Genomic DNA, 24640 nt, shown 5'->3' with positions numbered 1-24640 from the left:
GCGGAAGCGGCTTCACCCAGGCGTTTCCGAGGCTTTTCCAACGCCTTTCCGAGGCGGACAAGGGGCGGTCGAGTGCCTACAGGGGGCGGTGCAGCCGAGCACCTGTCCCGCGCGGCCAGATGGCGGCGGGCAGCCCGTGCTGCGCTGCGCCCCGCGTTCGGCCTGGCGTTCATCACCCCGTTGGTGTTCGCCGGTGCCGTGGGTGCAACGCCGCGCTCCCCGTCGAGCTCGCTCCCCCTGCGCAACGCCGCGGTGACCCCGCTGGCGGCGGTGCACACTTCATCCCCCGGGTCCTCCGGGCGCTCGTCGGGTCCAGCCGTCGTCGCGGTGCAGCGTGCCCAGCCGAACGTGCGCGTGGCGGCGGGCGCCCCGGCGGCGCCGCCGGCGGCCGTCGTCTACGCGCCGGGCACCCTGGGCATCCCCAAGACGGCGCTGGCGGCCTACCGCAACGCCGAACATCAGATGTCGGTCGCCGCCCCCGAATGTGGGATCAGCTGGAATCTGCTGGCCGGGATCGGCCGCATCGAGTCGGCGCATGCCAACGGCGGCGCCACTGACGCGCGCGGCACCGCGCTGCAGCCGATCTACGGACCGGCGCTGGACGGGACGCTGCCGGGCAACGAGGTCATCGTGGCCAGCAGTGCTCCCGGACGAGTCGTCTACGCCCGCGCCATGGGGCCGATGCAGTTTCTGCCGGGAACCTGGTCGCGCTACGCCGCCGACGGTGACGGCGACGGCCGCGCCGACCCGCAGAACGTCTACGACGCGACGCTGGCGGCAGCGCGGTACCTGTGCAGCGGCGGACTCAACCTGCGCGAGCAGTCGCATGTCCTGACCGCGATCCTGCGCTACAACAACTCGATGGCTTATGCCGAGAACGTGATGGGCTGGGCGGCGGCCTACGCCACCGGGGTGGCGCCGGTGGATCTGCCGCCGATCATCGGTCCGGCGCCGCCGATCGCGGACCTGCACCTCGAGCACCTGGGACACCCGGAGGGCCTCGGGCCGGAATCGTTCAGCATGCACGGGATGTCGCCGATCCAGCAGACCGCCGGATCCTCCCTGATCGACCTGGGTCAGCCGAGCATGGAGAACCAGCTGGCCAACGTGCCCTGGCTCCCGCCGTGGATGGCCTCCCCCGAGCAGCGGCAGCAACAACAGCTGCCGCGTCCCTCGGCGGCGTGCCGGATGATCTGCCTGGAGCCGCAGGCCGGCACCACCCCGGCGGGACCACCCAATGCCGTCCCACCGGCACCTTTCGGTCCCCCGGACGCGCCGCAGCCGGCGCCCGCGCCGATGCCGGCCGACGCCGTCCCGCCCGCCCCGATGGCCGCCGACGAACCACCCGCACCCCAGGCCCAGGCCCCCGCGGTCGCGGCTCCGCCCGTTCCCGCGGGCACGCCCCCGGAAGCGCCGCAGGCCGGCCCGCCGGCCTGACCGAGATCGCGGTGAGGGGCTGTCGCCCACTGGCCTAGACTCGTCTTCGATGTCCAAGACACAAGACGACACCGCCGCCCTGCACGACGCGATCTACGCCGCACTGGGCACCGTGTTGGACCCCGACATTCAGCGCCCGATCACCGACCTGGGCATGGTCAAGAGCATCGAGATCGCTGACGATCACAGCGTGCACGTCACGATCTACCTGACGATCGCCGGCTGCCCGATGAAGACCGAGATCACCAACATGGTGACCCGGGCGGTCAGCGACGTGCCCGGCACCGGCCCGGTCAAGGTCACGCTGGACGTGTTCAGCGACGAGCAGCGCGCCGAGCTGCGCAAACAGCTGCGCGGCGACGCCAAGGAGCCGGTCATCCCGTTCGCCCAACCGGGCTCGCTGACCAAGGTGTACGCGATCGCCTCGGGCAAGGGCGGGGTCGGAAAGTCCAGTGTCACGGTCAATCTCGCCGTGGCGCTGGCCGAGCGCGGCCTGTCGGTCGGGGTGCTCGACGCCGACATCTACGGCCACTCGGTGCCGCGGATGATGGGCGTCACGGCGCTGCCCACGCAGGTCGACTCGATGATCATGCCGCCGATCGGCTACGGCGTGAAGGTGATCTCGATCGCGATGTTCACTAAGGGCAATACCCCGGTGGTCTGGCGCGGCCCGATGCTGCACCGTGCATTGCAGCAGTTCCTCGCCGACGTCTACTGGGGCGACCTGGATGTGCTGCTGCTCGACCTGCCGCCGGGCACCGGCGACATCGCGATCTCGGTGGCCCAGTTGGTCCCGCCGGCCGAGATTCTGGTGGTGACCACTCCGCAGCAGGCGGCCGCCGAGGTGGCCGAGCGTGCCGGGGCGATCGCCCTGCAGACCCGCCAGCAGGTCGTCGGCGTGGTGGAGAACATGGCCGGGCTGGCGCTGCCCGACGGATCTACCATGCACCTGTTCGGCGAGGGCGGCGGCGAGCGGGTCGCCGAGCGGCTGACCCGGGCGATGGGCCGCGACGTGCCGCTGCTGGGTCAGGTGCCGATCGACAGTGAGATGGTGACCGGCGGCGACTCCGGCTCCCCGGTGGTGCTCCAGCCGGACTCGGTAGCCGGCAAGGAGCTGCGCCGGATCGCCGATCAGCTGGCCACCCGCGGACGCGGGCTGGTCGGGATGTCGCTGGGACTGAACACCGGCAACACCCAGCGCTGAAGGGCTACCGCCAGCGGGTCAGGTGGCGTCGGCGTCGAACGGTGCCCCGGAAGTCCCGGAAACCGGTCCGGGAGCCGCGATCGGCGCGGGTATCGCGGCGCGCGGATCCTCGGCCAGGGAGCCGACCGAGGAGAACAGCGAATCATCCCCGTCGAGCAGATGCTTGGTCAGCGCGGCCCGCGGGGTCATCCCGCGGAGCTTCTGCAGTTCGCTCAGCGGCGCGCGCAGGTCGTCGAACTCCGGGCCCATCTCGTCGCGCAGCTGATCGGTGGCGTTGGTGACGTACTCGCGGGCCTGACGCAACGCGTTCGCGGTCCAGCGGATCGCCCCCGGGAGCCGCTCCGGGCCCAGGATCACCAACCCGACCACCACGAGGACCAGCATCTCCCCCCAGCCGACATTGGCGAACATCAGCCGAACATCTAGCCGTCGCCGGTGGGGGTCACGTTCAACGTGACATTGCGCCCGTCGCGGACCACCTCGACGGGCGCTTCCTTGCCGATGGTCAACTGGCGCACCGCGACGACGAATTCGTCGGCGTTGGCGACGGTGCGGTCACCGATCTTGACCACCACGTCGTTCTCCAGGATGCCGCCCTTCTCCGCGGGGCTGCCGACCTTGACGTTGGCGATCTGCGCGCCCGAGGCGATCGCGTTGCTGACCGACCGCGCGCTCACCCCCAGCGAGGGGTGCACGATCTTGCCATCTTTGATCAGCGCTTCGGCGACCGTCTTCATCTCATTGACCGGAATCGCGAATCCCAGGCCACTGGCGCTGTCGGACAGCGACTTTCCGGCGGTGTTGATCCCGACCAGCTGCGCGTCCATGTCGATCAGCGCGCCACCGGAGTTGCCGTGGTTGATCGAGGCGTCGGTCTGCACCGCGTCGATGACGGTGTCGGTGTCGGAGTCCTCGCCCGACAGCGGCACCGGCCGGTGGACGGCACTGATGATGCCGTGGGTGACGGTGCTGCGCAGGCCCAGCGGCGCACCGGCGGCAATCACCTCGTCGCCGACCCGGATCTTGTCGGAGTCGCCGAGACGAGCCACGGACAGGTTGTCGACGTTGTCCACCTTGAGCACGGCCAGGTCGGTCTTGGGGTCGCGGCCCACCAGGTTGGCCAGCACCTCTTTGCCGTCGTTGAACACCACGGTGGTCTTGAATTTGCTGGGGTTGTTGGCCGCTTCGGAGATGACGTGGTTGTTGGTGACGATGTAGCCCTTGCCGTCGATGACCACCCCGGAGCCCTGCATGCCCTGATCGTCGCTGACCGATTCGACGGTCACCACGGAATTGGCGATGGCTTCAGCGACCTTGGCGAACCGGCCAGCCGGCTCCTCGGCGTTGCCCTTGGTCGACAAGGTCACCTTCGAGGTGGTGAACGCTTCGACGACCTGCGCGGTGGTACGCCCGACCCAGCCGCCGACCAGCCCGATGGCCAGCGCGATCGCGGCCAGGACGCCCAGCGCGCGGTAGGAGACGCGGTCACCGAACAGCACGTCGCGCACGCCGAGCCGCCCGCCCAGGTCCCCCGACGCCCGCGGCGGCGGCGCGACGATGGCGGGCGCACCCAGTCCGGCGCCCGCGGCGGGGTCACGCCACGGGTCATTGGTCTCTTCGAACTCGTCGGGCTTGCCGTTGCGTCCCAGCGCGCCGGCGTCGGCCGGATGGCGCTGCAACGAGGGACCGGCACCGAAGGGACGGCCGAAAGCCTCCTTGAGCACCGGGTCAGGCGGCAGGTCGCGCGGGGCGTACTCGCCCTGATCGCGGTATTTCTTGGGCCGCACGTCGGCGGGGATGAACGATCCGGGCACCCCGTCGGGCCGGCCGAAGGCCTTTTGGGACGCGTTGTCCACGGGAGGCCGGTAGACAGGCCGCGGCGCCAGGCGGTTACCGCCGGCGTTCTCGTTGTTGGAGCTCACCTATTCCTCTTCCGGTCCCCGTCGGCTTCCAGGCGCCGCAAGCGAAGCGCTACTGGCGCGCTGGCGCCGCATCGCATCCACCTTACCGACGTTTGCGGCGATCCTGCGGCTTGCCGTCGGCGAACCGGTTGGGCATCGGCGTCGTGGGCTCATCGGGTGGAGAGTCGGCGGGACAGTCGGGGATCTGGGACAGCAGGCCGAGCAGCGAGGAGGGAATCCGGATCGGATGCGAATCCCGCAGCGCCGACCGGGCCCGGCCCTGATACTCCACTTCGGCTGCGCAGTCGGGACACAACGACAGGTGGTGAGCGGCGCGCAGGTGGGCGTTCATCCGCAACTCGCCGTCGACGTAGGCGGCGATCGCTTCGCTGCACAGGTGCTCGGTGGATCCGAACTGGCGTGGGGCGCCGACCGGGGCGTCACTCTGCGAGGCGAATTGCGCGGGAAGCCAGGAGAACGCGCGACGGAAGACACCTCCGCGTTCCGTCACCTCCGGACTCCTTCCGTCACACGGCGATACGCCTGGCGTTCACACCGAAAATTTCCCTATAAGAATCGTCCTTATAAGAATGTAGCGCGATACGGCGCGTCCACGCGGCAACCCGAGGTGGCGGCGGCGTGACTCAGCCTGCCGCGACACCGCCGAAAGCGGCCCCGTCGCGCTGGCCGGGACGGTCGGCGAGATAGTCGCGCAGCGCCTGGCGACCCCGGTGAATGCGGCTGCGCACGGTGCCCAGCTTCACCCCCAGGGTGGCGCCGACCTCTTCGTAGGACAGTCCTTCGATGTCACACAGCACCACGGCCGCCCGGAACTCCGGGGCCAACGAGTCCAGCGCCGCCTGCAGGTCAGGATCCAGCCGTGCATCGTGGTAGATCTGCTCGGGGTCGGGCTCGTCGGCCGGGACCCGGTCGTAATCCTCGGGCAGCGCCTCCATCCGCACCCGCCCACGCCTGCGCACCATGTCCAGGAACAGGTTGGTGGTGATCCGGTGCAGCCAGCCCTCGAATGTCCCGGGCTGGTAGTTGTGCAGCGAGCGGAACACCCGGATGAAGGTCTCCTGGGTCAGATCCTCCGCGTCCTGCTGGTTACCCGACAGTCGGTAGGCCAGCCGGTACACCCGGTCGGCGTGCTGCCGCACCAATTCGTCCCACGACGGCATGGCCGCCACGTCCCCGGTGGCGTCGAACACCGCGGTGCCCTGCGGCTCCTCCGAAGGCTCCACCCATTCGGCGTCGGCGTAGCGGTCCGAGTGGGTGGTCGGGTGCGACATGGCGACCGGGGGCAGCAAAGTGGTTATGGCGACGTCCTCCGTATCCGGGCAGCCGTCAGGCGACGACAGCGTGTTATCGCGGTCAACGTGCGCCGGGCCCCTCGTATTCCGAGCGTCTCGAGGCCGGTTCCTACCTCGTTCCATGCCGCTACCGTTGCCTATCGCGGTATGTCGGCTCTGTGTCGGCCCTGAACGCCGACTGTGAACTTGTGTTCGAATACGCCGCAGGGTGCGTCGATGGATCCGGATAACAGTTCGGACACGGACTGCGTCCCGGGCGTGTCGCGCAGGCGAGCCGCTACCCCGGCGTCCCCGGGTGTGTCCTACGCTGCGCACATGGCCAGCACCGACGACACTTCCGGGCCGCAGCCGCCGCAAAGCCGCGCGGACGCCCTCCTGGCGCACGCCGAGGCCTCGATGTCCGAAGACGCGGTCCTGGCCGCCGCCCGCGACCGGGCCGGCGAGATCGGCGTCGCCTCGATCAGCGCGGCGGTGGGCGCGCTGCTGGCCCTGTTGACCAAGCTCAGTGGCGGCAAGGCCGTGGTCGAGGTCGGCACCGGGGCCGGCGTCAGCGGGCTGTGGCTGCTGTCGGGCATGGGCGAAGACGGTGTTCTGACCACCATCGACATCGAGCCCGAGCACCAGCGCACCGCCAAGCAGGCGTTCGGCGACGCCGGTATCGGGCCGTCGCGGACCCGGTTCATCAGCGGCCGCGCCCAAGAAGTCCTGACCCGTCTCGCCGACGAGTCCTACGACCTGGTTTTCGTCGACGCCGACCCGATCGACCAGCCCGGATACGTGCTGGAGGCGGTGCGGTTGCTGCGGGCCGGCGGGGTGGTGGTGCTGCACCGAGCGGCACTCGGTGGCCGGGCGGGCGACCCGACGGCCAACGACGCCGAGGTGATCGCGGTGCGCGAGGCGGCGCGGTTGATCGCCGAGGATGAGCGACTGACCCCGGCTCTGATTCCGCTAGGCGACGGCCTGTTGGCAGCCGTCCGCGACTAGTTCCCCTCTTTTTCCGCCGAGCAGTCACGAAAGCCCCCATTCCGGGCCTGAAATAGGGGCTTTCGCGACTGCTCGCGCCAAGGTGCTTGACCGAAGACTGAACGCGCGTTTAGCATACTGAACATGCGTTCAGTCGACCTGACGGCCAGCGCGAAGATTCGTGACGCGGCGATCGAGCAGTTCGGCCGGCATGGCTTCGGGGTCAGCGTGCGGGCGATTGCCGAAGCGGCCGGGGTCAGCGCCGCCCTGGTCATTCACCACTTCGGCTCCAAAGAAGGACTGCGCAGGGCCTGCGACGAGTTCGTCGCCGAGGAGATCCGCAGCGGAAAATCCGAGGCGATGCGCTCGACGGATCCGGCGACCTGGTTCGCCGCAATGGCCGAAATCGAGTCCTACGCACCAATGATGGCGTACGTGGTCCGCACCATGCAGTCCGGCGGTGAACTGGCAAATACCTTGTGGCGGCGGATGATCGACAACGCCGAGGGGTACCTCGACGAGGGTGTGCGCGCCGGCACCCTCAAACCCAGCCGCAACCCCCAGGCCAGGGCGAGATACCTGGCCATCACCAGCGGAGGCGGATTCCTCCTGTATCTGCAGATGCACGAGAACCCCACCGATCTGCGCGCCGTGTTGCGCGACTACGCCCAAGACATGGTGCTGCCCGCACTCGAGGTCTACACCGAGGGCCTGATGACCGACCGCACCATGTACGACGCCTTCCTGAAAGAACAAGGGGGACCCGATGCGATCTGACAACCGTTGGCCGGCGATCGAAATCCGCGGACTGGAAAAGAATTTCGGTGCGGTCAAGGCACTCGACGGCCTGGATATGACCGTGCACGCCGGCGAGGTCCACGGCTTTCTCGGGCCCAACGGCGCCGGCAAGTCCACCACTATCCGGATCCTGCTGGGCCTGGTCCGGGCCGATAGTGGGACGGTGCGCCTGCTCGGCGGCAACCCCTGGACCGACGCGGTCGATCTGCACCGGGAGATCGCCTACGTGCCAGGCGATGTCACATTGTGGCCGTCCCTGACCGGCGGCGAGATCATCGACCTGCTGGCCCGGATGCGCGGCGGAATCGACGAACGGCGGCGTGACGAGTTGATCGAACGCTTCGACTTGGACCCCAGCAAGAAGGCCCGCACCTACTCGAAAGGCAACCGCCAGAAGGTCTCGCTGATCTCGGCGTTCTCCTCCCAGGCCCGGCTGCTTTTGCTCGACGAGCCCAGCAGCGGACTGGATCCGTTGATGGAGAATGTATTCCAGCAGTGCGTCGCCGAGGCGAGCCGGCGCGGGGCCACCGTCCTGCTGTCCAGCCATATCCTGGCCGAGACCGAGAAACTGTGTCAGCGGGTGACGATCATCCGGGCCGGGCGCGTCATCGAGAGCGGCTCGCTGGATTCGCTGCGCCACCTGCACCGCACCTCGATTCAAGCCGACTTGGCGAGCGACCCCGGCGATCTCACCCGAATCCCGGGCGTGTCGGACGTGCACTACAACGGCACCGTGCTGCACGCGCAGGTCGACAGCGCCAGCCTCGGCGAGCTCATCGCCGCGCTCGGTGCCGCCGGCGTGCGCAGCCTCACCAGCCGCCCGCCGACCCTGGAAGAGTTGTTCTTGCGGCACTACGACACGGTGCGAGCATGACCACCGCTGTTGCCCACCAAGCACATCCGGGCTTTCGGCCGTCCGGGAACACTTCAGAGCTCTCCGGCACCGTCGGCATGCTTCGGCTCTATCTGCGCCGCGACCGCGTCGTCCTGCCACTCTGGGTGCTGCTGCTCTCATTGCCGCTGGCCGGCGTCTACATCGGCAGCATCCAGGCCATTTACCCCACCGCAGCCGACCGCGCCGGCCTGGCCGCGACAATCATGGCCAGCCCGGCCCAGCGCGCCATGTACGGGCAGGTCTACAACGACAGTCTCGGCGCGGTGGGCATCTGGAAGGCCGGGATCTTCCACCTGCTGATCGCGGTGGCGGTGATACTGACCGTCATAAGGCACACCCGCGCCGACGAGGAGACCGGCCGCACCGAGTTGATCGACTCGACCGCGGTGGGCCGCTATGCCGGGCTGACCGGCGCACTGCTGCTGGCGTCCGGCGCCTCGGTGGCCACCGGCATCATCGGCGCGGCAGGGCTGCTCACCACCGAGGTGCCGGCAGCCGGATCGTTCGCGTTCGGGGCGGCGCTGGCCTGTTCCGGGCTGGTGTTCACCGCGGTGGCGGCGGTGGCAGCGCAGCTGTCTCCGGGCGCCCGGTTCGCCCGCGGCGCCGCGTTCGGCGTGCTGGCCGCCGCCTTCACGCTGCGCGCGGTCGGTGACGCCGGCTCCGGCGCGCTGTCGTGGCTCTCACCGCTCGGCTGGTCACTACAGGTCCGGCCCTACGCGGGTGAGCGCTGGTGGGTGCTGCTGCTGCATCTGACGGCGGCGGCCGCCCTCACCGGGTTGGCCTACCGGCTCGCCGCCCGTCGCGATGTCGGCGCCGGGCTGCTGGCCGATCGTCCCGGTCCGCGCCGGGCGGCGCCGGCGCTGGCCGGGGCCTTCGGTTTGGCGTGGCGGCTGGATCGCGGCGCACTGCTGCTGTGGACGACGGGCTTGGTGCTCTACGGGTTGCTGGTCGGCAGCGTGGTTCACGGCATCGGCGACGAGGTCGGCAGTGACAGCGCTCGCGACATCGTCGTCCGGTTGGGCGGGACCGCGGCACTGGAGCAGGCTTTCGTCGCGGTGGCGTTCACCATGCTGGGCATGGTCGCAGCCGCCTTCGCGGTGTCGCTGGTGTTGCGGCTGCACCAGGAGGAAGCCGCAGCGCGCGCCGAGACCCTGTTCGCCGGTTCGCTCGGGCGTGACCGTTGGCTGGCAAGCCATCTGGTGATCGCGCTGGCCGGATCGGCGCTCGCGATGCTGGCCGCCGGAGTGGTGGCCGGCACCGTCTACGGGGCTGCGGTCGGCGACGTCGGCGGAGAGCTGGCCACGGTGGTCGCCAGCGCCGCGGTGCAGTTGCCCGCGGTCTGGTTGCCCGCGGCGGTAGTGGTGGCGCTGTTCGGTCTGGCCCCGCGGTTTGCTCCCGCCGGGTGGACGGTGCTGATCGGGTTCGTCGCGCTGTATCTGCTCGGCTCGATCTCCGGCCTGCCGCAGTGGCTGCTGGACCTCGAGCCGTTCGCCCACGTCCCGTTAGTCGGCACCGGTGACTTCAGCGTCGTGCCGCTGGTGATGCTGCTGGTGCTCGACGCCGCACTGATCACCCTCGGCGGCTGGGCATTCCGCCGCCGAGACCTGAAGGCCTGAGGAGGCAGAGGTGAAAACTGTTGGCAAAGGTCTCCTTTCAGCTGCGTTAGGCCTGATCGCGTTCGGGCTGCTGCTGTTCGTGCCGGCCGGAACACTGCACTACTGGCAAGCCTGGGTGTTCCTGGCGGTGTTCGCGGTGTCCACCTGGATTCCCAGCATCTACTTGTTACGTACCAATCCGGCCGCGCTGGATCGGCGGATGCGCGTCGGACCGCTGGCGGAGACGCGGACCTTGCAGCGGGTCGTCATCACCGTCATATTCATCTGCTTCCCGGCGATGTTCGTACTGAGCGCGCTGGATCACCGACTCGGATGGTCGACGGTACCGACGCCGGTCTGCCTCTTCGGCGATGTCCTGGTGGCGACCGGGCTTGGCGTCGCGATGTTGGTGGTCGCTCAAAACGGTTATGCGGCCGCTAATGTCACTGTGGAGTCTGGCCAGACGCTGGTCTCGACAGGCTTGTACGGACTGGTGCGCCACCCGATGTACACCGGCAACGTCTTCCTGATGGCCGGGGTCCCACTCGCGCTCGACTCCTACTGGGGGCTGGTCGTCCTGCCGGTTGGACTTATCGTGCTGGTGCTGCGCATCCGGGACGAGGAGCGGTTGCTCACCGAAGAGCTCAGCGGCTACCGCGAGTACACCCGGCGGGTTCGGTACCGCTTGGTCCCCTATCTCTGGTAAACCCCGATCGGAGGACGGCTGATCGGTAACCAGTTCTGGTTCGTCTCCGGTCACGGCGAAGCATCGAACTACGTGACTACCCGTTACGAGACGTCGGCTGGCGCGGCTCCCTGCAATCCGACAAGCCGGAGATCGTCGCCGCCCTCGCCGAATTGAACCGCTGACCGCGAACACCGGAAGTACTTCCACCGTCCGACCTTCATAGGCGCCAGAAGTGGCTTACAGTCTCCTGAACATCACCTGTTAGTTCGACAGGTGTCTTCCGGGAGGACGTTCGAGTCATGCGCACACCACGGCGGAGCATCGCCACCGTCCGGCCTTCCCGCGGCGTCCGGGCGGCCGGTTTCGGCGCCGCACTGAGCGCCGCGCTGCTGGCAACCACACCGGTGCTCACCGCCGCACCCGCGCAGGCGGACTGGGACTGGGCAATCGATTTCGCCGAGCCGATGGCGGCCGCACCGGCGGCGGGCACCGACCTGGGCAGCCTGATGACGATTGCCCAGGCCTGGGTGGACCAACTCGATCCGTCGACCCACACGCTGTTGTCCGGCGTGATCGACGCGGTGTCGGGGTGGGCGGGGCCGGGCCAGGCCTTCGACCTTGCCGCCTGGTTCGACCAACTCTTCTACGCCCCGCTGCACGCCGGCCTGCAGGAGTGGCTCGCCGGCCCGTTCGGAGAGTTCAGCGCCGTCCTGATCAACGCACCGTTCGTCATGCTGTTCGGCCGCGACCTGATCGGCGACGGCATCGACGGCTTCGACGGCGCCAACACCAGCGTGTTCGGACAGTGGGGCGGGTTCGGCGACGCCGGCGACGGCGGATTCCTGTTCGGCAATGGCGGAGCCGGTGTCGACGGGGCGGGCGGTGCCGGCGGCCCCGGTGGTCAGGCCGGGTTCTTCGGCCACGGCGGGGCAGGCGGCCTCGGCGCTGACGGCGGCGCCGGCGGTGACGGCGGGGCCGGCGGCTGGTTCATGGGAATCGGGGGCAGCGGCGGTACCGGCGGGGCGGGCGGCGCCGGCGGCGACGGCGGCGTGGGCGGGTTGTTGTTCGGCCGCGGCGGCGACGGCGGATTCGGCGGCGAGGGCGGTGCCGGCGGCTTCGGCGGCGCGGGTGGCTGGCTGGGCGCCGCGGGCATCAGCGCGTCGCCCTACGTCGAGGACACCCGGTGGGTGACCTACGAGGACGGGACCAGCCTGCGGGTCTATCCGACCGACACCGGCCGAGCCCAGGCCGGTGAGCCCGGCACCATGCGCCAGGGCGAGCAGGCCTGGTCGGAGGTGGTCAAACGCGACCCGGACGCCAATACGCCCGGGATGCGGGAACAGTTCCTGTGCCACTGGCAGTTTGCCGAGTTCATCCAGCCCGGCAAGACCAGTTGGAACCTGGAGCCGTGGCGCCCGGTGGTCAGCACCTTGAGCCTGTTGGCCAACGGCTGCAATGCCGGCGGCGCCGAGGAACCGTTCTAGCCCTGGCGGCGATCGTCTAGTGTCTTGAGTTATTAATTCGTGTGCAGTAGTTGGCGACCGATTCAAGGATCTGGTCGGCGGTTTTGGTCCACACGTAGGGCTTGGGATTGTCGTTCCAGTGCTCGATCCAGTCGCGGATGTCGGCGTTGAGTTGACGCACCGAGGTGTGGGTGCCGCGGCGCAGTTTCTTGGTGGTTAGTTCGGCGAACCAGCGTTCGACGAGGTTGAGCCACGACGAGCTGGTCGGGGTGAAGTGCAAGACGAATCTGGGATGGTTGATCAGCCAGCGCTTCACCGCCGGGGTCTTGTGGGTGGAGGCATTGTCGAGCACGACGTGACAGTCCAGATCTGCGGGGACCTCGGCGTCGATCTTCTTGAGAAACGCCAGGAACTCCTGTGACCGGTGTCGGGCATGTAGGGATCCGATCACCTTTCCGGTGGCCAGATCGAGGGCGGCGTACAAGCTGGACGTGCCGTGCCGGACGTAGTCGTGAGTGGCGCGCGCCGGCGTGCCTGGCAGCATTGGGAAGATCGGCGCGGTGCGGTTGAGCGCTTGGATCTGGGTCTTCTCGTCCACGCACAGCACCATGGCGCGATCCGGCGGATCCAGGTAAAGCCCGACGATGTCGCGGACCTTCGCCACGAACAGCGGATCCTTGGACAGTTTCCACGAATCCTGCTTGTGGGGAGCTAATCCGAACGCCCGCCACACCCGTGAGACCATCGACTGGCTAAGACCCAGGTGCTCGGCCATGGAGCGCGTCGACCAGTGGGTGGCACCCGGCGGAGTGGTCTCCAACGTCGCGGTGATCAACGCCTCGATCTGATCGTCACCGACCACCCGCGGCCGTCCCGGACGTGGCTCATCGAGCAGCCCATCACAGCGCCTCTCAGCAAATCTATTGCGCCACTTGCGAATCGTGCCGCGCGTGAGCTCCAGGCGATCGGCCACCTCGACGTTGTTGCCGCCATCGGCGCACGCGAGCACGATCCGCGCTCGCAGAGCCAGTCCGGCCGCACTGTTGCGTCGTCGAACCCAACCCTCCAGCTCGGCGCGTTCGTCATCGGTCAACACGATCTTGACAGCATGCGGAGAAGGCACCCCCCATACTAACTAGAGGATGCGAATTAACGACTCAAGACACTAGATCCAGACGCCCTTGCCGACCGCGACCACGCCGCCGGCGCTGATCGAGAACCGCTCGCGGTCCTTCTCCAAGTCGACGCCGATCATCTCACCGGGGCCGACCACCACGTTCTTGTCCAAGATCGCGTGCCGTACCACCGCGCCGCGCCCGACCCGCGTCCCGGGCATGATGACGCTGTCCTCCACGATCGCGCCGTCGTCGATCACGACGTTCGACGACAGCACCGAATTGCGCACCGAGCCGGCCGAGATGACACTGCCCGCGCCCACCACCGACTCCTGCGCCGTCCCACCGTTGACGAACTTCGCCGGCGCCAGGTTCTCCGTCGCGCCGCGGATCGGCCAGCGATTGTTGTACAGGTTGAAGATCGGATGCGCCGACACCAGGTCCATGTGGGCGTCGTAGAACGCGTCCAGGGTTCCGACGTCGCGCCAGTAGCCGCGGTCGCGTTCGGTGGCTCCGGGCACCTCGTTGACGGAGAAGTCGTAGACCGCGGCCATCCCGTCGGCGACCAAGCGCGGGATGATGTCGCCGCCCATGTCGTGGTCGGAGTGGTCATCGTCGGCGTCGGCACGGATCGCGTCGATCAGCACCTTGGTGGTGAAGATGTAGTTGCCCATCGAGACATAGGTGCTCTCCGGATCGTCGGGCGTGCCGGGCGGATTCGCCGGCTTCTCCAGAAAACCCCGGATCCACCCGGAGTCGTCGGCGTCGATGCAGCCGAACGATGACGCCTCGGCCCGCGGCACCCGGACCCCGGCGACCGTGGCGCCGGCCCCGCTGTCGATGTGGAAGCGCACCATCTGTTCGGGGTCCATCCGGTACACGTGGTCCGCCCCGAAAACCACGATGTAGTCCGGGTCTTCGTCGAAGATCAGGTTCAGCGACTGGTAGATGGCATCCGCGGAGCCGGTGTACCAGCGCGGCCCGAGCCGCTGCTGGGCGGGCACCGGGGTGATGTACTCCCCGGCCAGGCCGCTCAGGCGCCAGTTCTGCGAGATGTGCCGGTCCAGCGAATGCGACTTGTACTGTGTCAGAACACAGATTCGCAGGTAGCGCGCGTTGACCAGATTCGACAGCACGAAATCGATCAGCCGGTAGGCGCCCCCGAAGGGAACCGCCGGCTTGGCGCGGTCCGCGGTCAGCGGGTGTAGCCGCTTGCCTTCCCCCCCGGCCAGGACGATGCCCAGCACGTGCGGCAATTCCCTCATGCCACCAAACCTATCGGCCGCTTCGGCACCCTGCCAGCCGGACAGCACGATTGGCGAAGCTTCTCACAGGTTGCCGGTCGTTCGCCGCGCGCCCGGCCGCCCGCGACCGCTGCCGTGCGGGTTATGCGGGTAGCGATGCTGACCCGGGAATATCCCCCGGAGATCTACGGTGGCGCGGGCGTGCATGTCACGAACCTGGTCGAAGCGCTGCGGCGGTTGTGTCACGTCGACGTGCATTGCATGGGGGCGCCGCGGCCGGGCGCGCAGGCGCATCAGCCGGATCCGGCGCTGCGAGATGCGAATCCGGCACTGGGGACACTGTCGGCCGACCTGACGATGGCCGACACCGTCGGCACGGCCGACGTCGCGCACTCGCACACCTGGTACACCGCCTTGGCGGGCCGTCTGGCGGCCTTGCTGCACGACATCCCGCATGTGCTGACCGCGCATTCGCTGGAGCCGCTGCGGCCCTGGAAAGCCGAGCAGCTGGGCGCCGGCTACCGGGTGTCGTCGTGGGCCGAACAGCTGGGAACCACGGCCGCCGACGCCGTGATCGCCGTCAGTTCGGCGATGCGCGAGGACCTGCTGCGGGTCTATCCGGAGCTGCGACCCGACCGGGTGCATGTCGTCTACAGCGGCATCGACACCGACGTGTGGTGTCCGCAGCAGGCCGGATCCGACTCCTCGATGCTGGCTGATCTCGGCGTCGATCCGGACCGGCCCATGGTGGCGTTCGTCGGACGGATCACCCGGCAGAAGGGGGTGGCTCATCTGGTGGCCGCCGCGCACCGGTTTCACCCGGAAGCCCAGCTGGTGTTGTGTGCCGGCGCTCCCGACACACCGGAGATCGCCGCCGAGATGAGCGCCGCGGTCAGCGAGCTCGCCGCGGCCCGCAGCGGGGTGTTCTGGATCCAGGAAACCCTGCCCGCGCGGCAGATCCGCGAATTACTTTCGGCAGCAACGGTGTTCGTCTGCCCGTCGATCTATGAGCCGTTGGGCATCGTCAACCTCGAGGCGATGGCCTGCGCCACGGCGGTGGTGGCCTCCGACGTTGGCGGCATACCGGAGGTGGTGCGCGACGGCGTCACCGGTTCGCTGGTGCACTACGACGCCGCCGAGCCCGAGGGCTTCCGCAACGGCCTCGCCGAGGCGGTCAACGCGCTGATCAGCGACCCGGGGCGGGCACGGCGCTACGGCGACGCGGGTCGACTCCGCTGCGTCGAGGTCTTTTCGTGGTCGCGAGTGGCCGAGCAGACCCTGGCGATCTATCGACAGGTGGGCGGCTAGCCGGCCCGAAGTCAGCTCGTGACGGCCTTGAGCTCGTCGCCCAGTGCAGCGGCCTCGTCCGGAGTCAACTCGACGACCAGTCGCCCGCCACCTTCGAGGGGTACCCGCATCACGATGCCGCGCCCCTCTTTGGTCGCTTCCAGTGGACCGTCACCGGTCCGGGGCTTCATCGCCGCCATCGAGTGCTCCCTCCAGGTACCAGCCCACCGGCCGTGCCCTTGATCTGCGCCGGTTGTGCACCGCGGTCGCAGCGTCCGGCATCGAACTGCAAATTCACTCGCCCATTCTCCCCTATCGGCGACGCCGCGTGCACAAGACCCGATTCCGGAGTTGTATTTTAGTGCATCTGTGCGGTTACCGGCGGTACCCAACACGTCTGTAGATGGTCGTCAACCATGCCCGTGGCCTGCATCAATGCGTAAGCGGTGGTGGGTCCGACGAATCGGAACCCGCGACGCTTCAATTCGCGCGCCATGGCCGTCGATTCCGGCGTGACGGCCGGAATTGCCGACAGCTGCACCGGTCGGGGACGCGGCGGCGGGGCGAACGACCACAACAGCTCCGCCAAATCGGTGGATCCCAAGTCCACGGTCGCGCGCGCGTTGGCGATCGTCGCCTCGATCTTGGCCCGGTTGCGCACGATGCCGGCGTCGTCCAGCAGTCGGGCCACGTCGGCGTCGGTGTAGCGCGCGACGGTCTCGACATCGAAACCGGCGAAAGCGCGCCGGAAATTCTCCCGCTTGCGCAGAATCACCAGCCACGACAGCCCGCTCTGAAATGCCTCCAGGCTGATCCGCTCGAACAGCGCGGTGGTCTCGCGGACCGGACGCCCCCACTCCTGGTCGTGGTAGTCGCGATACAGCGCCGAGCCGTCCGACCAGCCGCACCGGACCAGGCCGTCGTCGGGCGGGCCGTCGTCGGGCGGGCCGGTCAACTCGGCCCCGAGGGGTTCCCGGCAAGGGCCTGCGCCGCGGCGAGCTGCCCGCGCAGTTGGTCGAGCTCGGCGCCGAGCCGCTCCAGCACCCAGTCGACCTCGCCGGTGTGGTAGCCGCGCAGCACCTGCGAGAACTTGACCGCCTCGACGTCGGCGCCGGTTACCCCGGAGGCCGGAAGCATGGTCGCCGTCGTCCCCCGGGGCAGCGGCGGTAGTTGCTCACCCCGGCCGAACAGCACGCTGGCCACCCCGAACAGCAGCAGCGCGGTCAGGACGAGCACGACGAGATACAGCAACACCAGTGTCACGGCATCGATAGTGCCTCATTCAGTGGCGCAGGGTGTTCATCGGCGGCCGGTCCACCAGCGACAGCGGCGTGGTGCGCGGCAGGTAGTCCAATCCCTCTGGACCGTCGGCGAAGAACTGGGTGAGCCCGACGCCGGAGTCCGGAACCCCGCAACGCGACAGCAGGGTGGCCACCACCTGCCGGCTCATCACGGCCAACTCGGCCAGCGGGCGGTTGCGGTGGGCCCGCACACCCAGGTTGACCTGAGCGATCGCGTCTAGGCCCAACCGGTCGTAGGTGTCGATTAGCAATCCGATCTCCACCCCGTAGCCGGGCGCGAACGGCACCGACGCCAGCAGCTCGCGACTGCCCGCGTATTCACCGCCCAGCGGCTGCAGCACGGCGCCCAGTTCGGGGCGCAGCGCGGTCAGCAGCGGCCGGGCGACCAGCTCGGTGACCCGGCCGCCCCCGGTGGCGTCCTCGGTGCCGTTGACCTTCAGCGGCCGCCGGTAGAAGCCCTTGACCAGGTGGACACCGTCGCCGGTGAGCAGGGGCCCGACCAGCTTGGGGACGAACATCGGGTCTGGGTCGATGAGGTCGGAGTCTACGAACACCACGATGTCGCCGCTGGTGGCCGCCAGCGACCGCCACAGCGCTTCGCCCTTGCCGGGCTGCGGGGGCACCTCGGGGACCGCCTGTTCGCGGCTGACGACGCGGGCGCCGGCGGCGATCGAGCGGATCTCGGTGTCGTCGGTCGAGCCGGAGTCCAGCACGATCAGTTCGTCGACCAGGTTGTCGACCAGCGGGGTGATGCTGTCGATGACCGATTCGATGGTCGCCTGCTCGTTCAACGCGGGCAGCACCACCGAGATGGTGCGGCCGGTCTTGGCCTTAGCCGTCAGCAGTTCGGCAACCGTCCAGTCCGGACGGCTCCAGGTGCGCCCGGCCAGCCGGGTGTCACCCAGCCCCGCGACCAGGTCGGTCATGCAAGTCCCCTTACTGTGCGGGTCGGGGCCCGCACGCCCTGGATGGATGCCACCATCTCCAGCACGCGCCGGGTCGGCCCGACCTCGTGTACCCGAAACATCCGGGCACCAGCGGCTGCCGCCAACGCGGTGGCCGCCAACGTTCCTTCCAGCCGTTCGGTCAGACCCACGCCGAGGGTCTCACCGATGAAATCTTTGTTGGAGAGCGCCATCAGCACCGGCCATCCGGTACCGACCAACTTCTCCGTGTGTCGCAACAACGCTAGCCCGTGGAAGGTGTTCTTGCCGAAATCATGGGTGGGATCGATCAGCACCCGGTCGGCCATGACCCCGGCCGCCACCGCCCGTTGCGCAGCCGCGGTGACCTCATTGATCACTGCCTCCACCACCCCGTCGACGCTGTTGCCGTAGTTCACCCGGAACGGTCGGGTTCGCGGTTGGGCGCCCCCGGTATGCGAACAGACCAGGCCCGCCCCGAATTCCGCGGCAACCGCCGGCAGGTCCGGGTCGACTCCGCCCCAGGTGTCGTTGATCAGGTCGGCGCCGGCCGCGCAGGCGCGTTTGGCCACCTCCGAGCGCCAGGTGTCGACGCTGATCAGCTGGTTCGGATAGGCGCTGCGCAGCCACTCGATGAAGGGAACCACCCGGGCGGTCTCGGTGTCGGCGTCGACGGTCTGTCCCGGCCCGGCCTTGACCCCTCCGACGTCGATGACGTCGGCACCGTCGGCCACCGCGGCATGCACCGCGGACTTGGCCGCCTCGTCGCTGAAGGTGGCGCCCGCGTCGTAGAAGGAGTCGGGGGTGCGGTTGACGATCGCCATGATCAGCGCGCGATCGGCCGCCACCGGACGACCGCAGAGGGTGGACTGCACGGTTCTATGGTGCCTGGTGACGTGTAGGCGTCAGCCTCGCGGTCGTTTGCCGGCCGCCACTTCGCCGGGATAGCCCTCGTAGAAGGGCACGTAGCCCTCGTCGCAGCCGGCCAGCACATACAGCGGGTCCTCGACGCCGCCGCCGTAGCCCTGCTCGCGCAACTCCACCTTGCGGCTCTTGAACGTGGTGGTGTGCGACATCGACTCCACCAGCCGCACGAACAGCGGGACCGCATACAGCGGCAGCCGGTCGCAGACCACCGCGGCCAGACCGCGCCCGTCGAACGTCGCGCCGTCGCGCAGCTTGACCGCGGCCATCCCGGCCCGGCCCCCGGTGTCGGGCACTTCGACGCCGTAGACCGCGCACTCCTCGACCGACTCGTCGGCACTCAAGGCGGCTTCGACCTGCGTGGTGGCGACGTTCTCGCCCTTCCACCGGAAGGTGTCGCCGAGCCGGTCGGCGAACGCGGCGTGCCCCAGGCCCTGCGGGGTCATCAGGTCGCCGGTGTTGAACCAGCAGTCGCCATCCTTGAACGCGTTGCGCACCAGCTTCTTCTCGGTGGCTTCCGGGTCGGTGTAGCCGTCGAACGGCGACATCTTGTTCACCGGGGACAGCAGCAGGCCGGGCTGCCCGGGCGGTACCCGGCGCACCCAGCCGTCGTCGCCGCGCTGCGGCTGGCCGGTGTCGGGGTCGTAGTGCACGTAGGCCAGCGGCAACGGGTAGATGCCGGCACTGCGGGGCATGTTGAACACGTTGAGGAACGCGGCGTTGCCCTCGCTGGCTCCGTAAAACTCGCAGATCCGGTTGATTCCGAACCGGCGGGCGAACTCGTCCCAGATCTCGGGTCGCAGGCCGTTGCCACAGATCACCCGGACCCGGTGGCTGCGGTCGGTCGGCTTGGGCGGCTGGTTGAGCAGGTAGCGGCAGACTTCGCCGATGTAGACGAAGGCGGTGGCCTGGTAGTCGATCACCTCGTCCCAGAACCGCGACGCCGAGAACGAGCGGCCCAGCGCCAGTGTCGCTCCGGCGTTGAGCACCGACGACACCGCGACCGTGAGCGCGTTGTTGTGGTACAGCGGCAGGCAGCAGTACAGGGTGTCATTGCCGCGCAGGCGCAGTCCGAGTCCGCCGAACGCCGCCAGCGCCCGCAACCACCGGTAATGGGTCATCACGCTGGCCTTGGGGTAGCCGGTGGTGCCCGAGGTGAAGATGTAGAAGGCAGTGTCCTTGGCCAGCACCGCCGCCACCGAGGCCGGGTTGCCGGCGGGCGCGGTGGCGGCCAGCCGCTCCAGCTCCTCGATGGTCTCCGGCCGGTCCGGCGCGCCGCTGTCGTGCACGGCATCGACCAGATCCGATTCCGCGACAAGGAGTTTGGCGTCCAGCAGGCCCAGGCTGTGCGCCAATACGTCGCCGCGCTGGTGATAGTTGACCATGCCGGCGACCGCGCCGCATTTGGCGACGGCCAGCATCATCAACACCGCGTTGGGTGAGTTGCGCAGCATGATCCCGACGACGTCGCCGTGGCCGATACCGCGGGCGGCCAGCACCGCGGCGTAGCGGTTGACGGTCTCGTTGGCCTCGCGGTAGGTCAGCCGCTGCTCGCCGAATCGGAGGAAGACCCGGTCGCCGAACTTCGCGGCGCGCTCCTGAAAGACCTTGCCGATCGACGCCTTGGAGGTGGGCCGGGCCAGCAGGCCGGTCCGCACTCCCCGCAGGATCGACGGGGCGTCGGCAACCAGCCCCGGCAACCGGGCCGCGATCTCGGTGAGTCCTACCCGGGTGACCGCGCCGGAGTTGTGATCGGACACGCTGTTCTCCCGTTTCGCCAACTCAAGGACGACTCAGCTTAGTCGACACCAGCGGTATCGGGTGCGCAGGCGGCCAACGCCGCCTCCAGCTCGTCGACCACCAGCAGCCGGTCCATCGCGCGCCGGGACACGAAGCCCGCCTCGATCAGCCCCGACAGCCAGGTCCACAGCCCGTCGTAGTGGCCGTCGGGATCCAACAGCACCACCGGTTTGTCGTGCATGCCCAAGTACCCGCCGGTCCAGGTCTCGAACAGCTCCTCCAGCGTGCCGATCCCGCCGGGCAGGGTCAGGAACGCGTCGGCACGCTCGTCCATGACCTGCTTGCGCTCCCGCATGGTGTCGGTGACGATCAGCTCGTCGGACTCCACGTCGGCCACCTCGCGGTGCAGCAGGGCCTTGGGGATCACCCCGACGGTGCGGCCGCCGTGCTGCCGGACCGCCACCGCCAGCGCTCCCATCGCCGAGACGTTGCCGCCGCCCCACACCAGCGTCCAACCCCGTTCGGCGATGGCCGCACCGACCTTGGCGGCCAGCGCCAGCAGGCCCGGATCAGTGGGGCCCGACGCGCAGTAGACGCACACCGCCCATTCGCTCGACCGCACATCCGAAAGGCTAACCGGCGACTGGCGCAGACCGTAAAATCTCCGCGATGCCGATCCGGTGGAACGTCCCCGAGCACTCGGCCGCCCTGCGTCGGCTCACCGAAGCGCTCGACGCTGACCGAAAGCGCGCCGGCGCGGTGGTGCTCGGCCCCGACGGCTGCGGAAAGTCCACCCTGGCCCGGCTGGCCGCCGAAGACCGTGCCCGGCGGCACCCGCAGACCCGCATCCGCTGGGTGATCGGCACCCCCGCGGAGCGCACCGTGCCGTTCGGCGCGCTGAGCCACCTGGTCCAGGTCGCCGAGATCGGCAAGCCCGCCGCGCTGCTGCGGGCGGCGCGGGAATCGCTGGCCGCAGGCCTTGACGGCGGCGAGTTGCTGCTGGTTGTCGACGACGCCCATCAGCTCGACATCCTCTCGGCGACGCTGGTCTACCAGCTGGCGCTGACCGGTGCGGCCCGGATGATCATCACCGGATGCGCCGACGGTGCGCCGGTGGCCCCGCCGCCCATCGCCGCGCTGTGGGGCGATGACCTGCTGGACCGTATCGACATCGCGGCACCAGACGAGGCGACCCAAGCCGGTCACGACGTCGCTGATATCGAAGCCTTCCTGACTGCGTTGCCGGGCCCCGCCCGCGCGGCGCTGGACTACCTGGCCGTTCTCGAGCCGCTGGCCTTGGCCGACCTGACCCGGCTGGCCGGCGCCGACGCGGTCGGGCAGGCCGAGGAGCTCGGGGTACTGGAGACCCGCACCCGCGGCGGCCACGGCCCGGACCCGGTCGTCTACACCGCCCACCCGCTGTTCGCCGAGCGGGCCCTGCAGGCCCTGGGCGGCCGAGACGGTCAAGCCGCCCGCCGGCTGCGCACCGAAGTGGTCGCCGTGCTGGCGGAGCGGCCGTGCGAGCACGTCGGCGAGCAGCTGCGGCTGGCGTCGCTGACCGCCGCCAGCGACGCACCGCAGCCCGCTGCGGACCTGGTGGACGCGGCGCAGCAGGCGCTGCGGCTGGGCGATCTGGAACTGGGTGAGCGGCTGGCGCGCAGCGCCTTGGACCGCTCCGATCACCTGCCGGCGCGGCTGGCGCTGGCGCACGCGCTGGGTTGGCAGGGCCGGGGACGCGAGGCCGACGCGGTGCTGTCGGCGGTCGACCCGGCCGGATTGACCGAACCGGAGCTGATGGCCTGGGCGTTGCCGCGGGCGGCGAACCAGTTCTTCATGCTGGGCGAACCCGAACGCGCCACCGCGTTTTTGGCCGCCACCCGTGGCCGCGTCGCCGGGGCCAGCCCGCGCATCACCTTGGATGCGCTCGGCGCGACGTTCGCGATGAACGCCGGCAATATCGGCCGCGCCGCCGAGGCCGCCGCCGCGGTGCTGGCCGATCCGGCCGCCGACGACATGGCGGTGGCCTGGGCCGGCAGCGCCGCGGCGCTGTGTGCGGCGCGGGCCGGACGATTCGACGACGTCGGGCCGCTGGCCCGCCGCGCGCTGGACGCCGAACATCCCGGGCTGCTGCGGTTCACCATCGGGCTGGCCGAGATCACCGTGCTGCTGATGACGGGACGGCTCACCGACGCGCGCGAACTCGCCCGACAATTCACCGATTTCGCCGAACTGGCCCAGCCCGGGCGGGCGATCGGCGAGGTGCTGGTGGCCCAGGTGCTGATCGTGGCCGGCGAATTCGACGCCGCGACACAGCTACTGGTACCGGCCACGGCCGCCCTGGAGCGCACCGGCTACTCGTGGGGCCCGCTGTCGCTGACCCTGCTGGCCACCGCGCTAGCCCGCCAGTCCGACATCGCCGGCGCGGCAAAGGCGCTGAGCCGCGCCGAGTCCCGGCACGGAACCAAGTCGGCGCTGTTCGCTCCGGAGTTGGGGGTGGCCCGCGCCTGGCAACGGGCCGGCATGCGAGACCGGCACGGCGCCATCACCGCTGCCCGAGACGCCGCCCGGATGGCCGAGCGCAGCGGCCAGTCGGCGGTGGCGCTGCAGGCCTGGCACACCGCCGTCCAGCTCGGCGATGCGCGCGCGGCCGACCCGCTGGCCCGGTTGTGCGACGAGATCGACTGCGCCCTGGGCAGAGCGGCGTTGGCTCAGGCCCGCGCGCTGGCCGGCACCTAGCCGGACAGGAACCGGCGCAGCAGCGCCGTCGCCGCACTGATCTGCTCGACCGGCACCCGCTCGTCGACGCAGTGCGCCAGATTGGGATCACCGGGGCCGTAGTTGACCGCGGGAATGCCGCGGGCGGCGAACCGGGCGACGTCGGTCCAGCCGTACTTGGCCCGTACTTGTCCGTCGGCGGCGGCCACCAGCGCGGCAGCGGCCGGCGCGGTGAGTCCCGGCAGGGCGCCGGCCGCGGAGTCGGTCCGCTCGATCACCACGTGCAGGCCGTCGAACACCTCCTGCACGTGGGTCAGCGCCTCGTGAGGCGTGCGGTCCGGGGCGAAGCGGAAGTTCACCGTGACGCTGGCGGCATCGGGGATGACGTTGCCGGCCACCCCGCCGTCGATGCGCACCGCCGACAGGCCCTCGCGGTAGACGCAGCCGTCGATGTCGATACTGCGCGGCTGGTAGGCGGCGAGCCGGTTCAGCACCGCCCCCAGTTTGTGGATCGCGTTGTCGCCCAGCCACGATCGCGCCGAGTGCGCCCGGGTACCGGCCGCGGTGATGACGACCCGCAGGGTGCCCTGACAACCGGCCTCGATGTAGCCCCCGGTGGGCTCACCGAGGATGGCGAGATCGGCCGCCAGCCAGTCCGGCAGGTTGCGTTCGATGCGGCCCAGCCCGTTGGCCGCCGCCTCGATCTCCTCGCAGTCGTAGAAGACCAGCGTCAGGTCGTGGGCGGGTTCGGTGAGGGTGGCCGCCAGGTGCAGGAAAACGGCGTCACCGGATTTCATGTCGACAGTGCCGCAGCCGTGCAACACGTCGCCTTGGGCATCGGTGGTGCGCCGGCTGGGCAGGTTGCCGGCCACCGGCACGGTGTCCAGATGTCCGGCCAGCAGCACCCTGGTCGGTCGACCCAGCTGGGTGCGGGCCAGCACCGCGTCGCCGTCGCGGATGACCTCGAAACCGGAAGTCTGCGCCCGCAGCGCGGCCTCCACCTCGTCGGCGATCCGCGCTTCGTGCCGCGACTCGCTGGGGATGTCGACCAGCGCCGCGGTCAGCGCGATCGGGTCGGAGCGCAGATCCAGCACGGACCCAGCCTAACGGGTCGCATCTCCCGGCGAGCAGACG

At 69.5% G+C, this 24640-nt stretch carries 23 protein-coding genes and 2 pseudogenes; 11 read left to right on the top strand and 14 right to left on the bottom strand.

Annotated features, from left to right (window positions below; genetic code table 11):
- Positions 1–72: 72 nt before the first annotated feature.
- Positions 73–1437 (top strand): lytic transglycosylase domain-containing protein, encoded by a 1365-nt coding sequence (locus AC5Y31_RS13960; RefSeq protein ID WP_499980986.1) that lies wholly within the window; start codon positions 73–75, stop codon positions 1435–1437.
- A 49-nt stretch (positions 1438–1486) separates the two neighbouring features.
- Positions 1487–2641 carry an Mrp/NBP35 family ATP-binding protein gene (locus tag AC5Y31_RS13955; RefSeq protein ID WP_065022593.1) on the top strand — a complete coding sequence of 385 codons (1155 nt, stop codon included), beginning with the start codon at positions 1487–1489 and terminating at the stop codon, positions 2639–2641.
- An 18-nt stretch (positions 2642–2659) separates the two neighbouring features.
- Here AC5Y31_RS13955 and tatB read toward each other — a convergent pair whose 3' ends face one another.
- The 4 genes from tatB to sigE all read right to left on the bottom strand — a co-directional run bounded on the left by tatB (position 2660) and on the right by sigE (position 5978).
- Positions 2660–3052, bottom strand: coding sequence for a Sec-independent protein translocase protein TatB (gene tatB / locus AC5Y31_RS13950; RefSeq protein WP_499980985.1), 393 nt, complete (start codon positions 3050–3052; stop codon positions 2660–2662).
- 11 nt (positions 3053–3063) lie between these two features.
- The gene (gene htrA, locus AC5Y31_RS13945) at positions 3064–4563 is read right to left on the bottom strand and encodes a serine protease HtrA (RefSeq protein ID WP_499980983.1); all 1500 of its coding nucleotides are present in this window, start codon (positions 4561–4563) and stop codon (positions 3064–3066) included.
- Between the two features lie 82 nt (positions 4564–4645).
- Complete coding sequence (rseA, locus tag AC5Y31_RS13940) at positions 4646–5053, bottom strand: anti-sigma E factor RseA (RefSeq protein WP_065022590.1); 408 nt, start codon at positions 5051–5053, stop codon at positions 4646–4648.
- Positions 5054–5186: 133 nt separating this feature from the next.
- Entirely contained in the window at positions 5187–5978 is a 792-nt protein-coding gene (gene sigE / locus AC5Y31_RS13935) for an RNA polymerase sigma factor SigE (RefSeq protein ID WP_065022589.1), read from the bottom strand.
- Positions 5979–6170: 192 nt separating this feature from the next.
- Here sigE and AC5Y31_RS13930 point away from each other — a divergent pair, with 192 nt between their 5' ends.
- The 7 genes and pseudogenes from AC5Y31_RS13930 (at position 6171) to AC5Y31_RS13900 (ending at position 12278) form a co-directional block, all read left to right on the top strand.
- Positions 6171–6839 carry an O-methyltransferase gene (locus AC5Y31_RS13930; RefSeq protein WP_065022588.1) on the top strand — a complete coding sequence of 223 codons (669 nt, stop codon included), beginning with the start codon at positions 6171–6173 and terminating at the stop codon, positions 6837–6839.
- Between the two features lie 123 nt (positions 6840–6962).
- Complete coding sequence (locus AC5Y31_RS13925; protein WP_065022587.1) at positions 6963–7595, top strand: TetR/AcrR family transcriptional regulator; 633 nt, start codon at positions 6963–6965, stop codon at positions 7593–7595.
- Entirely contained in the window at positions 7585–8490 is a 906-nt protein-coding gene (locus AC5Y31_RS13920; protein WP_499980980.1) for an ABC transporter ATP-binding protein, read from the top strand. Before AC5Y31_RS13925 ends, AC5Y31_RS13920 begins: the two co-directional genes overlap by 11 nt.
- Positions 8487–10127 (top strand): ABC transporter permease, encoded by a 1641-nt coding sequence (locus AC5Y31_RS13915; protein WP_499980978.1) that lies wholly within the window; start codon positions 8487–8489, stop codon positions 10125–10127. Before AC5Y31_RS13920 ends, AC5Y31_RS13915 begins: the two co-directional genes overlap by 4 nt.
- A gap of 10 nt (positions 10128–10137) precedes the next feature.
- On the top strand, positions 10138–10812 hold the full coding sequence (locus AC5Y31_RS13910; protein WP_499980976.1) for a methyltransferase family protein: 675 nt from the start codon (positions 10138–10140) through the stop codon (positions 10810–10812).
- 737 nt (positions 10813–11549) lie between these two features.
- Positions 11550–11954 (top strand): annotated as a pseudogene (locus tag AC5Y31_RS13905) (hypothetical protein); the annotation flags it as partial.
- On the top strand, positions 11931–12278 hold the full coding sequence (locus AC5Y31_RS13900; protein WP_499981081.1) for a DUF2599 domain-containing protein: 348 nt from the start codon (positions 11931–11933) through the stop codon (positions 12276–12278). The pseudogene AC5Y31_RS13905 and the gene AC5Y31_RS13900, both read left to right, overlap by 24 nt.
- A 16-nt stretch (positions 12279–12294) precedes the next feature.
- Here AC5Y31_RS13900 and AC5Y31_RS13895 read toward each other — a convergent pair whose 3' ends face one another.
- Together AC5Y31_RS13895 and glgC are read right to left on the bottom strand one after the other, a co-directional pair.
- Positions 12295–13380, bottom strand: a complete 1086-nt coding sequence (locus AC5Y31_RS13895; protein ID WP_499980975.1) for an IS630 family transposase — start codon at positions 13378–13380, stop codon at positions 12295–12297.
- Positions 13381–13422: 42 nt separating this feature from the next.
- The gene (glgC, locus tag AC5Y31_RS13890) at positions 13423–14637 is read right to left on the bottom strand and encodes a glucose-1-phosphate adenylyltransferase (RefSeq protein WP_065022583.1); all 1215 of its coding nucleotides are present in this window, start codon (positions 14635–14637) and stop codon (positions 13423–13425) included.
- Positions 14638–14760: 123 nt separating this feature from the next.
- On the opposite strand from glgC, the gene glgA reads away from it, so the two are divergent.
- The gene (gene glgA, locus AC5Y31_RS13885; RefSeq protein ID WP_499980973.1) at positions 14761–15924 is read left to right on the top strand and encodes a glycogen synthase; all 1164 of its coding nucleotides are present in this window, start codon (positions 14761–14763) and stop codon (positions 15922–15924) included.
- 11 nt (positions 15925–15935) lie between these two features.
- Here the strand turns inward: glgA and AC5Y31_RS13880 are convergent, their stop codons facing one another.
- The 7 genes and pseudogenes from AC5Y31_RS13880 to log all read right to left on the bottom strand — a co-directional run bounded on the left by AC5Y31_RS13880 (position 15936) and on the right by log (position 21413).
- A complete protein-coding gene (locus AC5Y31_RS13880; RefSeq protein WP_003885506.1) occupies positions 15936–16103 on the bottom strand; it encodes a DUF3117 domain-containing protein in 168 nt (55 codons plus the stop codon).
- A gap of 158 nt (positions 16104–16261) precedes the next feature.
- On the bottom strand, positions 16262–16858 hold the full coding sequence (locus AC5Y31_RS13875; RefSeq protein WP_065022581.1) for a DNA-3-methyladenine glycosylase I: 597 nt from the start codon (positions 16856–16858) through the stop codon (positions 16262–16264).
- Positions 16855–17166 carry a DivIVA domain-containing protein gene (locus AC5Y31_RS13870; RefSeq protein ID WP_065022580.1) on the bottom strand — a complete coding sequence of 104 codons (312 nt, stop codon included), beginning with the start codon at positions 17164–17166 and terminating at the stop codon, positions 16855–16857. Before AC5Y31_RS13870 ends, AC5Y31_RS13875 begins: the two co-directional genes overlap by 4 nt.
- A gap of 19 nt (positions 17167–17185) precedes the next feature.
- On the bottom strand, positions 17186–18130 hold the full coding sequence (locus AC5Y31_RS13865; RefSeq protein WP_499980972.1) for a glucosyl-3-phosphoglycerate synthase: 945 nt from the start codon (positions 18128–18130) through the stop codon (positions 17186–17188).
- A pseudogene (gene folP / locus AC5Y31_RS13860) lies at positions 18127–19108 on the bottom strand (dihydropteroate synthase). Before folP ends, AC5Y31_RS13865 begins: the two are co-directional and overlap by 4 nt.
- Positions 19033–20811, bottom strand: coding sequence for a long-chain-acyl-CoA synthetase FadD6 (gene fadD6 / locus AC5Y31_RS13855; protein WP_065022676.1), 1779 nt, complete (start codon positions 20809–20811; stop codon positions 19033–19035). Before fadD6 ends, folP begins: the two are co-directional and overlap by 76 nt.
- 38 nt (positions 20812–20849) lie before the next feature.
- Complete coding sequence (log, locus tag AC5Y31_RS13850) at positions 20850–21413, bottom strand: cytokinin riboside 5'-monophosphate phosphoribohydrolase (RefSeq protein WP_082966250.1); 564 nt, start codon at positions 21411–21413, stop codon at positions 20850–20852.
- Between the two features lie 47 nt (positions 21414–21460).
- On the opposite strand from log, the gene AC5Y31_RS13845 reads away from it, so the two are divergent.
- Positions 21461–23527 (top strand): AAA family ATPase, encoded by a 2067-nt coding sequence (locus AC5Y31_RS13845; protein ID WP_499980970.1) that lies wholly within the window; start codon positions 21461–21463, stop codon positions 23525–23527.
- On the opposite strand, the gene dapE is transcribed toward AC5Y31_RS13845, so the two are convergent.
- The gene (gene dapE / locus AC5Y31_RS13840) at positions 23524–24600 is read right to left on the bottom strand and encodes a succinyl-diaminopimelate desuccinylase (protein ID WP_499980969.1); all 1077 of its coding nucleotides are present in this window, start codon (positions 24598–24600) and stop codon (positions 23524–23526) included. The genes AC5Y31_RS13845 and dapE overlap by 4 nt on opposite strands.
- Positions 24601–24640 lie beyond the last annotated feature (40 nt).

The sequence above is a fragment of the Mycobacterium sp. NGS18 genome, from assembly GCF_059813185.1.
The sequence above is the reverse complement of the archived record's forward strand: the minus strand, read 5'-3'. Positions and strand labels throughout refer to the sequence as shown.